The 10,976-nt window shown below is 68.9% G+C and carries 8 protein-coding genes; 1 reads left to right on the plus strand and 7 read right to left on the minus strand.

Features of this window, described 5'->3' with window-relative positions; translation table 11 throughout:
* Window positions 1-139 precede the first annotated feature (139 nt).
* The 7 genes from ACSLTV_RS22830 to ACSLTV_RS22860 all read right to left on the minus strand — a co-directional run bounded on the left by ACSLTV_RS22830 (window position 140) and on the right by ACSLTV_RS22860 (window position 9,406).
* A complete protein-coding gene (locus ACSLTV_RS22830; RefSeq protein ID WP_432159241.1) occupies window positions 140-370 on the minus strand; it encodes a hypothetical protein in 231 nt (76 codons plus the stop codon).
* A 298-nt stretch (window positions 371-668) separates the two neighbouring features.
* Complete coding sequence (locus tag ACSLTV_RS22835; protein WP_432138679.1) at window positions 669-974, minus strand: hypothetical protein; 306 nt, start codon at window positions 972-974, stop codon at window positions 669-671.
* Window positions 971-2,935, minus strand: a complete 1,965-nt coding sequence (locus ACSLTV_RS22840) for a hypothetical protein (RefSeq protein ID WP_435612792.1) — start codon at window positions 2,933-2,935, stop codon at window positions 971-973. Before ACSLTV_RS22840 ends, ACSLTV_RS22835 begins: the two co-directional genes overlap by 4 nt.
* A gap of 214 nt (window positions 2,936-3,149) precedes the next feature.
* Window positions 3,150-4,013 (minus strand): immunity 49 family protein, encoded by an 864-nt coding sequence (locus ACSLTV_RS22845; protein ID WP_432157705.1) that lies wholly within the window; start codon window positions 4,011-4,013, stop codon window positions 3,150-3,152.
* Between the two features lie 307 nt (window positions 4,014-4,320).
* Window positions 4,321-5,187 carry an immunity 49 family protein gene (locus ACSLTV_RS22850; protein WP_435612793.1) on the minus strand — a complete coding sequence of 289 codons (867 nt, stop codon included), beginning with the start codon at window positions 5,185-5,187 and terminating at the stop codon, window positions 4,321-4,323.
* Between the two features lie 13 nt (window positions 5,188-5,200).
* Complete coding sequence (locus ACSLTV_RS22855; RefSeq protein WP_435612794.1) at window positions 5,201-8,092, minus strand: hypothetical protein; 2,892 nt, start codon at window positions 8,090-8,092, stop codon at window positions 5,201-5,203.
* A gap of 108 nt (window positions 8,093-8,200) precedes the next feature.
* Complete coding sequence (locus tag ACSLTV_RS22860) at window positions 8,201-9,406, minus strand: hypothetical protein (protein WP_435612795.1); 1,206 nt, start codon at window positions 9,404-9,406, stop codon at window positions 8,201-8,203.
* A 376-nt stretch (window positions 9,407-9,782) separates the two neighbouring features.
* On the opposite strand from ACSLTV_RS22860, the gene ACSLTV_RS22865 reads away from it, so the two are divergent.
* On the plus strand, window positions 9,783-10,955 hold the full coding sequence (locus ACSLTV_RS22865; RefSeq protein ID WP_435612796.1) for a hypothetical protein: 1,173 nt from the start codon (window positions 9,783-9,785) through the stop codon (window positions 10,953-10,955).
* The last annotated feature ends 21 nt before the right edge of the window (window positions 10,956-10,976 follow it).

Genomic DNA, 10,976 nt, shown 5'->3' on the forward strand with positions numbered 1-10,976 from the left:
GCTACTCCCGTATGAGCAACGCACGCGAATTCGCATGCTCATACGCGGCCGAGTCGTCACCCCAGTCGATGACCCGGATCCGGTCGAGCCGCGCACGTGAACGATCCTCGATCACTTCAGGTCCCACCGTGACACAGCTTCAGGACTGCACCAGCAGCTTATCGGGAGCCGTGCCGTCGCGAAGCCATGCCACAGCGACCTTCCTGGCCACCGCCCGGTACAGCATGTCCTCCGCTCCGTCTTCGGCGGAAGTCGTCTCGGAATCCTTGTCGAGTAGCAGAATGCGCTCCCGGCCGGAAATATCCGTGTACCTGTACCGAACTTGGTGATCGTCTTCCTGGATCTTTTCGATCTGCGCGTACAAAGCCATCGGTTACTTTTCCCACGTATAACTCTCGCGCCCGGGTGGTGCCACGTTGCTCGCCCAGTCCGCGACCTCTGTCGCTGCGGCGTGCGCCTCAGCATACGTGGAGCCTGGATGGGTCTGGTAATACCGGTGTTCCGCGAGTTAATGCTCGAGCAAGAGCAGGTCGGACTCATTGTGCTTGCCCGACCTCAGTCGAATCCAGGCCTCCGCCATGTCGGGGTTCGGGTCATAACGCGCATCTCAGGGGAAGCGTCTTCCCTGACCTTGCCGGATACACCGGCGTAGGTGGCAAGAATGTCCCCTAATTCGGCGGAATGGGCTGTCGATCCCGACCCTCAAACAAATATTGATACAAATCGCGCAGGTACTCGTACAAGTCATCCTCATTGTCGAACTCAATGTCCGTGAGGTGCTCATAATCTGCGGGTGATATTTCCCTCGTCCTCAACGCTGTCTCCAGTCCCGTTCGGACACCGTTGACATACTCCTCCTTGAAGGCATGCAACGTGGGCCGAAGGTAGCCCGTGGTGTCATAGGCCTGTTCCGCATTCAGGTATACCTTGATGAATTTTTCGAGTTCTCGATTCACAGATTCAACCTCGGTCACGGGTGACGGCCTGGTGCAGGATTGGCGTACATGGTTATGAGCTTCCAGTCGCCATCCTCCATGCGATAGACCGGCCGGATGCCACCGCCCTCGAAGTCTACGGGCAGGAACTCGTTCAGGTTCGCCGGGTTTCGATAGAACCCGGTGAAGCGCTTGTGGCCTTCGGGCCCGAGCAGGTCTTCGATCGGCACATCCGCGTCCGGGGGCTCACCGGTACGCGCAATCTCATCGCGGAAGTACTGGTCGGCCCGCACCATGTCTTCGGCGTTGTCGAACCTGGTGGCGTATGGCCCCACGCGGTGCGTGCCGCCGTGTACCCCGTCGACTGTCGTACCCGTGAGTGGATCGACGTTGTTCTCCGACTTCACATGCCCTGCATTGGCCGAGTTCGGGCCGTACATCTGCGGGTTGCCCGAGGCATCGAGCTTCGCCGTGCCCAACCGGTCCTGCAGCGCTTGCTCGTCCGGATACAAGTGGCGTCCAGGCGCATGTCCTTCCCCGCCCTGCCTGTCGTCAAGTTCCTTGATGCGGTCATCGACGAACTGTGCATCGAGCGGCGGTTCCGTCCCACCCGTTGATGGCTCCGACGGCGATGCGGAACCTTCAACGGGTGATTCCGTTGTCGGCCCATTCGGCTCGGACACGTTCACCTGGTCATGCCCACCGCCGACTCCAGGGCCGTCAGTCTGACCGGCGGTGTCGCCGTGACCGGTCGAAGTCTCGCCGCCCTGGCCTTCGCCTGTGCCATCGGCCTGGCCATGTGCTGGGCCGTCTGTGTGGCCAGCGGTGTTGTTGGTCGGCGATCTGTGGCCGACCGACGGACCGGGACCGTGCTCGTGAGCCGATCCACCGGGCAGTTGGTCGCCCAAACCGGTGCCGGGGCTCGGCAGGTCGCCGCCGGCGTGGACGGTGGGCAGGTCGCTGCCCGCGTGGGCGCCGGGGCTCGTGGGGACGTCCTCGCCGAGTCGGCCCACGTCGTCCAGGCTGCTGCCCAGGTTGACGTGCTGCACGGCCTCGGCGGCAGGCGGGGCCGCGCCTGCCATGGCCGGTTCCTTGACCGGGGCATCGACCCGGGGCAGGTCCGAGCCGGCCGGAGGGGTGTCCGTGCCGGGCCGGCCGGCCGCCTCGCCCGGGGCGTCGGGGGCCTTCTGCAGGACGTTGCCCCGCTCGTCGAGGAGGTTGCCGGCCGGGTCGTAGTACCGCGCCGGCGCGCCCTCCTCGGTGGGCAGCTTGACCGAACCCTCCGGCACCGCCGGCACATCGTCGGGCAGCTTGATGTTCCCGTCGGGCAGTTTCGTCGCGCCCTCCGGGACCGCCGTGCCCTCGGGCAGGTGCACCGTGCCGTCGGGCAGCTTGAACGCACCCTCGGGCAGCGTGATCGCGTCATCCGGCAGCTTCGGGATCTCGATGTTGCCGACGCCCTTGAGCGCGGCGCTGATGTCACCGATCTTCGACAGACCCGCGCCCGCGCCCTTGGCGACATACGTCATCGGGTCGATGACCTTGCCCGCCTTGCCCGCCGCGGAGAGCACCTTGGCGACCGCGCCCGCCTTGCCCGCACCCGAGACCCCGGCACCGGCGCCGCCCGTGAACACGGTCGTCAGCACGTTGAAGGTGACCGCTCCGGCCGCCCGGCCCGGGTTCTTGCCCCACTCGTCCCACGCCACCAGCGCCTTGCCGGTCTCCTTCATCGCCGTACGTGAGTCACGGATCCAGGACGGCAGCTTGTCATCCGGCAGGGCCCAGAACATCGTGCCCACACCCGGGATCGCGCTGATCGCCAGACCGGTCGCGAGCTGCGCCAGGCCCTTCCACGCCTGGCCCATCGCCTCCCAGCCGCCGAAGCCCACCAGCGTGCCCAGGCCCTTGATCGTGCCCCAGATCCCGTCCACGATCAGGCCGTCCCAGACAAAGGACTTGATCCAGTGACCGGCCTCGTACCAGTGGTGCCGCTCCTCCACCGGGTCACCCCAGGGAACTCCCCCTGCCCGACGGCGAGACGGGCCTGACGGATCCGGCGGAGGCGCTGCTGAGTCTGTTCTGACCCAGGGCCCCGGTACAGGCCCCAGGGCTCCGGCGCGAGAGACGTATGCGCCGTGACCCCGGCACTGGGTCCCTCAGGAGGAACCCTTGCCAGTCGGCCGGGTCATGCCGTCCCGGGTCCTCTCGGCAGGTTCAGTACTCGATCTCGCCGATCCAGGCGTACTCCAGAAGAGCCCTGGGCAGGTACTCGGACTCGACCTCGACGGAAATGCCCTGGTCCCGGGCGAGGCAGGCCATCGCCAGCGGTCCGAGGGCGACGAGCCCGTCGGCGTGGTTCGCGCGATCTTCGTCGGCGGTCCAGTACGCCTTGTGCCAGCGCACCGCGTCAGCCAGCGCCTTGTTGAACTCCGCGGCGTCTCGGCGGATGACGCGGTAGAACACGATCAGAGGCGGATAAAGGACCTTTGCCATCAAGTCGGCGTCGGCGTACCGCAGAGCCTCCGGGGAGGTTCCGTCGACTGCCGCGACGAGCTTGTCGCCGACATCTTGACGACCGAGCCAGAAGCTCTGCAGCGTCTCTACCCAGGGGTAGATGTACTCGTCGAACACCGCTCCGGAGTCACGCAGCAACGAAACGGGTACCTCGGCCAACTGGCGCAGTCGATCGTTGTCGCGGCAGATCATCGCGAGGTAGAAGGAAGTCACCCAGGTTCCCGCGTTCAGATGGGACTCGGGGCCGGTCGCGGGGAGTGTGCGCTCCCGGTCCTTGACCCGGCAGGTTACGCGAGTGCCCTCCGGGGCCACGGCGGCGGCAAAGAGCGCGGACCCGGTTTGCATGGCCGTCACCCAAGCCTCCCACGTCTCGAACTTCACGGCCTGTGGGTCAACGGCACAGCGTTGTTGCGCCAGGGTGAGTGCCGTGCTCAGTGCCTGGGGACGCAGCACCGCCGAGTCGGCGAACTCGTCGAGAATCCAGTCCGCGGTCTCGCCGAGAGCGTCGAGGGTGTCCGGCACGTCGTCCGTGGAGTACTTGTGTCGGGGAACGGTCGTGACCACAGCGGCCCTCCTCCGGCCCGTGGACGAACTGGTCGCTGCCGTCAAAGGTTCCCACCCCGAGGTCGCGACGATCAGGCCCACGAGTTCCGGGCGCTGCAGCCGGTTTGCCCGGAGCGCGCCCACCAGTGGTACGTGTACTCGACGTACGAGCCTTCGGGTGAGCGCAGGCGGTCGAGGGGGAGCCGGCAGCCGCTGGGGCATCCGTTTCCGGTCGCGGCAGACGATGGCGAGCCGGCTTCCGGCATCGGCGTACTGAGAGCGCCGTCGATCATCCCGGGCGCCTCTTCCAGACGCTCGATGGAGGCGATCACGTGTCGTACTCGCCGACCCAGGAGCGCTTCAGCAGGGCCCTCGGGATGTACTCGGACTCCACCTCGACGGGAAGGTCGGCGTCGTACGCCATGCAGGCGATGGCGAGGGGGCCGAGGGCCACGAGGCCCTCGCCGCTCCGGGAGCGTGCCTCGTTGGCCGTCCAGTACTCCTTGTGCCAGGTGAGAGCGTCGACCAGCGCCGTGTTGAACTGCTCGGCCTCCCGGCGCAGGTAGCGGTGGAAGAGCTCGATCGGCGGGTAGAGGATCTTGAGCATCAACTCCGGACCGGCGATCTGCGCGGCCTCGGGCGCCGTGCCGTCGATCGCGGTCACCAGGGTGTCCCAGGCGGCCTGCCGGCCGAACCAGAGATGTTGAAGTGTCTCTACCCAGGCGTAGATGTAATCGTCGAATTCCGCGCCGGATTCACGCAGGAAGGCGACCGGTACCTGCGCCAGCCGATCGACCCGGTCGTTCTCCCGGCAGATCACCGCCAGGTAGAAGGAGGTCAGCCAGTTCCCGGCGTGCAGATAGTCCTGGGGGCCGGTCACGGGAAGGTTCTTCACCTCGCCCGTGCTGCCGATCCGGCACGGCACGGGGCCCTCAGCGGCTGTTCCCGCGGCGAACAGTCCGCTACCGACCTGCATGGCGGTGACCCATGCCTCCCAGCTCGGGAACTCCCCTGCCGTCGGGTCCGTCAGACAGCGCCATTTCGCCAGAGTGAGGGAAGCCGTCAGCGCGTCGTAACGGTCGTCCTCCGACGTCTCGATGTGGTCGAGGACGTCCTTCGTGCTCTTGGCGATCGGCGCGATGAGTTCAGCTGCGTTGTCGGTGCGGAATGCATGGCGGGGGATGCGGGTGACCACTTGCTCTCCTCGGTCAGATCTTCAAATGCTCCATGACGGCACCGGCGTAGGCGTGACCCGGGTTGTCCACCGCCTTCACCAGAACGTACTGCACCTTGCCGTCCCGCAGCGCGGCCCGGATGTCCGCGGCGATCTCAGCGTCTCTTCCACCCCGACTGGTCATTTCCGCGAGGATGGTGCGTACGTAGGGCTTTGTGCCCTGCTTGACCCGCATGCCCTGGGCTCCCCCGTCATGGGCTGCGGGGTCCGACGGGTCAGGGTCGGCCTTGCCCTGGCGCCAGTCCAGGTCGCCCGACGGGGCCTTGGCCTCCACGATGAGGTAGTTGCCGTCGTCGCCGAGCTTGTACACATCATCGAACATGTTGGCGCCGTTCGGCGTCTTCGGGAGTTCGAGGCGCTCGGCGGTCGGGAACTCCTTCGGGATGACGTGGTGCCGTGCTGCAGCTTCACCGAGTTGCTCGGACAGCTTGCTGTTGTTGGGAACCCCGGGGAGGTGCTTGTCGTAAGCCTGCTGTGCCCTGGCCAGGGCCTCCGCGTTGGCGGCCGACGGCGTTTCCTCGAATGCCCGCTCGGCATTGAGCAGGTCAACGGACAGCCTGCGGTTCCGAGCCGCCTCGTCGAGCTTCGGAACGTTGTGCTCAGGGACTGTCTCCGGGCCGAGAGGAGTCGGCTTGAACTTCGTCTCCGAGGGTCCGCTCGGCAGGTCGTGTTTGGCGATCCAGTTGTTGTTGGCGTCTTTCTTCAGTATGGGCAGCTCGGCCCCGTCGACGATGCGTTCGGCGTTCTTGCGTCGGCCGATCTCGTCGTAATGTTCCTGGAACCATGCCGGGTCGTTGTTGGCCTTCCAGACGTGCCCTTCCTGGATCTGCTTGCGTTCTGCGGCGGAGAGTTCCTGGGCACCGTTGTGATCGCTACGGCTGGACGCCTCATCAGATGCGTGGTCGGGCGTGGTCGTGTCGTCCGCGTGGTCCAGCGCGTCGTCGCCCAGTCCGTCCATTTGGTCCAAGGCGTCGTCGCCGAGGCCCCCCAGGTCGTCCGAGGCGCCCCCTGTGGGCGGTTCGGCGCCGCCGTGGCCCGGCAGGGAGGTGTCGCCGGTGCCGCCCGGGACGTCGCGGGCGGGGGTTGCGGCATCGTCGGCATGACCGCCGGGCAGGTGGTCGCCGCCCGTGCGGGGGCCGGGGACCGCGTTGTCCGTGCCCGTGGGGAGGCGCTCGTCCAGGCTGTTGGTCGGCAGGTGGTCGCCGACGCCGCCGCCGGGGAGGTTGTCGCCCAGGCCGATGCCGGTGCCCGGCAGGTCGCCGCCGGCGTGGACGGCAGGGGACGTGGGGACGTCCTCGCCGAGTCGGCCCACGTCGTCCAGGCTGCTGCCCAGGTTGACGTGCTGCACGGGCTCGGGAGTGTGCGCGGCCGCGCCCGCCATCGCCGGTTCCCTCACCGGCGAGTCGACCCGGGGCAGGTCCGAACCGGCAGGCGGAGTACCCGTGCCGGGCCGGCCCGCCGCGTCGCCCGGGGCGTCGGGGGCCTTCTGCAGGACATTGCCCCGCTCGTCGAGGAGGTTGCCGGCCGGGTCGTAGTACCGCGCCGGAGCGCCCTCGTCCGTGGGCAGCTTGACCGAGCCCTCCGGCACCGCCGGCACATCGTCGGGCAGCTTGATGTTCCCGTCGGGCAGTTTCGTCGCGCCCTCCGGGACCGCCGTGCCCTCGGGCAGGTGCACCGTGCCGTCGGGCAGCTTGAACGCACCCTCGGGCAGCGTGATCGCGTTGTCCGGCAGCTTCGGGATCTCGATGTTGCCGACGCCCTTGAGCGCGGCGCTGATGTCACCGATCTTCGACAGACCCGCGCCCGCGCCCTTGGCGACATACGTCATCGGGTCGATGACCTTGCCTGCCTTGCCCGCAGCCGAGAGCACCTTGGCGACCGCGCCCGCCTTGCCCGCACCCGAGACCCCGGCGCCCGCGCCGCCCGTGAACACGGTCGTCAGCACGTTGAAGGTGACGGCGCCGGCGGCGCGGCCGGGGTTCTTGCCCCACTCGTCCCACGCCACCAGCGCCTTGCCGGTCTCCTTCATCGCCGTACGTGAGTCACGGATCCAGGACGGCAGCTTGTCGTCCGGCAGCAGCCAGAACGCCGTCCCCACACCCGGAATGGCGCTGATCGCCAGGCCGGTGGCGAGCTGGGCGAGGCCCTTCCACGCCTGGCCCATCGCCTCCCAGCCACCGAAGCCCACCAGCGTGCCCAGGCCCTTGATCGTGCCCCAGATCCCGTCCACGATCAGGCCGTCCCAGACAAAGGACTTGATCCAGTGCCCGGCCTCGTACCAGTGGTGCCGCTCCTCCACCGGGTCACCCCAGGGAAGCTTGGCGTTCTTCATGTCCTCGGCGTTGAAGCCGTACTGGTCCTTGCGCTCCGACCCGTCCCCCGCCACCATCTGGGTCCCGCCCCAGATCCCGGTGATCTTGTTGTGGCAGGTCCGCTCCGCCGCCCAGAACGCCGCCACCGTCGCCGTGATGTCGTCCCGGAGCTGGTTGTGCTCCTCGACCTTGTCCTCGTCGTAGTCCCACTCGTCATCGTCCTTCACCGACGCGACGAACGTCTGGGCCTTCAGCTTCAGATCCTTCAGGTTCTGCACCAGCGGACGGATCTCGGTGGCGTAGGAGGAGAGGGCCGAGGAGACGGTCTCCAGGTCGGTCGCGAAGTCGTTCGCGCGTTCCTGCACCGGCTTGGTGGTGGCGAAGAGCTGCTCGGCTTCCGGGGCGTGGTAGAACGCCGACAGCCCCTGGAACTTGGAGTGGACGTCACCACCCGTGGTGCGGACATTGCCCGCATCCGTCTTCAGGCTCGCGTAGTCCAGCTCCAACTGGTCGACATCACCCGTGAACTGCGGAATCTTCTCCGGCTGGATCACGCGTCACCCACCCCCGTAGGTCCGTCTCGACTCCCGTATTGACGCTCGCCAATGACGAATCATCATACAAACGCCCGGCCGGGGGGTGCCGGAATCATCACTGGACCGCTACAGGACCGCTCCGTGCAGCCTCGCGTCCCGCTCCGCCAACTCAAGTGCCTTGCAAGCCAGTTCATCGGCACGTACCGGGTCCGTCATGAGCAGGTGTTCCGCCTCCACGAGCCGGGTTCGAGCCGTGACGTCCACCGTGCCGCCATGGGTGACGACGAATTCCCGGGCAGCGGCCGTGCTGCCCCGCGCGACGAGCGTGGCCGCAGCGGTCAGGACCCCGGACCGGCTACCGGTGGGTGGGAACAGCGCCCGTACGATGCGGCGCAGCGCGTCTGCCGGGTCGTACGGATGCCCGGACGTCAACTCACGCCGCACCGAAGCCAGTACGGCGTCGGCGTGCAGGAGCTGTGAGTAGGTCTCGCCTTCACGGAGCAGAGGGGTGCGCAGCTCCGCCAGCGCGGCTTCGGCGCCCGTGAGGGTGGCGGGGATCAGGCGGGCCGTCTCGTCGAGGTGGGCGGCGAGGCGGTCGACGCCGTCGATGAACACGCCGGCCTGGGCGACGGCGTCCTCGGCGGCACGCAGATGCCCGGCGGCTTCCTCGGGTCGGCCCGAATCGGCTTCCTGATGACTCTGGTTGAGGCTGGTCGTCGCCGACACCAGGCGGTCCTTGGCCAGTTCGACGTACCCGGTGGCGAAGGTGCTCGCGGTCGGCGCGTACCGCTCGTGCAGGTCGGTGAGCGTGGCCTGGGCGGTCGCCGTGCGGGCGGCCAGTTCCCGGAAGCGGGCCTCGGCGACCGGCAGCGCCCCGCCGCCCGGAGTGTCCGCCGCGTCCCACAGCTCGCGCAGCGCCGCCGCCTCGGCGTCCAGGCGGCGCGCGGCCTCCTGGCAGCGGCCGATCACCCCGGCGAGCGCGTGCCTGCGGGCGGCGTCCTCCCCGGGGACGCCCTCGTCGTAGCGCTGCCGGATCCGGAACGCGGCCGTCAGCTCGGCCTCGGCCGCCCGGACCGCCTCCGCAAGGGGCTCCACGGCCGCCGGGTCGAGGCTGGTCCGGGCGAGGGCGAGTTCGCCCCGGGCGCCGTGCCGGCGGGTGTCGGTCTCGACCAGGGCGGCACGCGACCGCTCGTCCAGGTCGGCGAGTTCGTCCGCGGCGGTGAGGGGACCGGGGGAGCCGGGTGCGGCCGGGGTGGTGCGGGTACGGGTGCGGCGGACCCGGCGTGTGTAGCCGTAGGCCGCCAGCACGGCCGCCGCGCCCACCAGTGTCACGGGGAGGATGAGGTTGGTGCCTGAGGTCTCGTCGTCGCCGGGGGCGGCCTGTGGGGAGGTCGTAACCCGTGCCGGTACCGATACCGACTCCGGTACCGGTACCGGAGTCGGTGCCGAAGCCGATGATCGCGATGCTGCAACCGGAACGCCGGTGTTCGTCGTCATCCCTGGCAACAGCAGCCACACGGCCCCGGCCGCGCCACTCAGCACGGCGTGCGCCACCCGCACGGGTACCTGGGACCCGGCGCGCCGCGACCGGGCACGGAACAGGGACGACGTCACATTTCGGAGCGTATGGCCGCTTCTGCGGTGGCGCGAGCGGGATGCGCCCGACGCGGGGACGGGGGGACAGCACGCGCACGGGGAGGGGCACGGGGTGGAGCGGTCCTCGATACGGTCCGGGAACGACGGGGAGAGGGACGTCACCGACACCACCCCCACGGGCCACGACCCGGAAGACGCTGCCCCTGAAGGCACCACCCCCGAAGGCACCGACGCCGAAGCCACCCCCGCCGACCCCACCCCCACCCCCCGCCGCCCCCGCCGGCTCCGCTGGACCCTCCGTACGCTCCTCGCGCTCGTGCTGGCCGTCATCCTCCCCGTGCTCGGGACGCAGGTCGCCCTCCGGATCAACTACGCCGGAGACCTCGCCGACGGCACCCTCACCCGCGGCAAGGACGCGATCTGGCTGGGCCACGCCTGGGTGGACGGGCGGAAGAAGGACGCCGACGTGAAGGCGCTGGCGCGGCGGCTGGGGCAGACCGGGATCCGGGACCTGTACGTGCATTCCGGGCCCCTGGAGCACGACGGGACGCTGCCCGGGTCGGCGTATCCGCGCGCCCGCTGGTTCATCGAGGCCGTGCACCGGGAGATGCCCGGGGTGCGGGTGCAGGCGTGGCTCGGTGACGTGCTCGCCACCGAGGGCCCGACCGGCATGCGGCTGGAGGACGACGGGACGCGTGCCAACGTCGTACGGTCCGCCCGTGCGATCCTCGCCGTCGGCTTCGAGGGCGCCCATTTCGACCTGGAGCCCCTGCACTCCGGCGACCGCGACTATCTCCGTCTGCTCGACGCCCTGCACGCCGTCACCGCGGCGCAGGGCGCCCAACTCTCGGTCGCGGCGCACCAGATCGACCCGCTGCCCGGCTTCCACTCCTTCTGGGGGACCGTCGCCGGGCACCCCAAGTGGTGGTCGCAGGCCTTCTTCGGCGAGGTCGCGCGCCGCGTCGACCAGATCGCCGTCATGTCGTACGACACCATGCAGCCGCTGGAGAGCACCTACGGCGGATACGTGGCCCAGCAGACCTCCCTCGCCCTGGAGGCCACCCCCGCCGGCACCGATCTGCTGATGGGCCTGCCCTTCTACCACGAGAACCGGTTCGGCCACTGGGCGCACGCCGAGACCGTGCCCGCCGCCGTCCGTGGCGTCCGCCTCGGGCTGTCCCGCACGGACGCGGACCGGGCGAACTTCGGGGTGGCCCTGTACGTGGACTTCGCGGCGACGGAGGGGGACTGGACGGCGTACCGGCGGGACTGGGCACGCAAGTGAGCCAAGTGAGCCAAATGAGCT

It is taken from the genome of Streptomyces sp. bgisy159, assembly GCF_965341775.1.
In the GTDB taxonomy this organism is placed as follows: Bacteria; Actinomycetota; Actinomycetes; order Streptomycetales; family Streptomycetaceae; genus Streptomyces.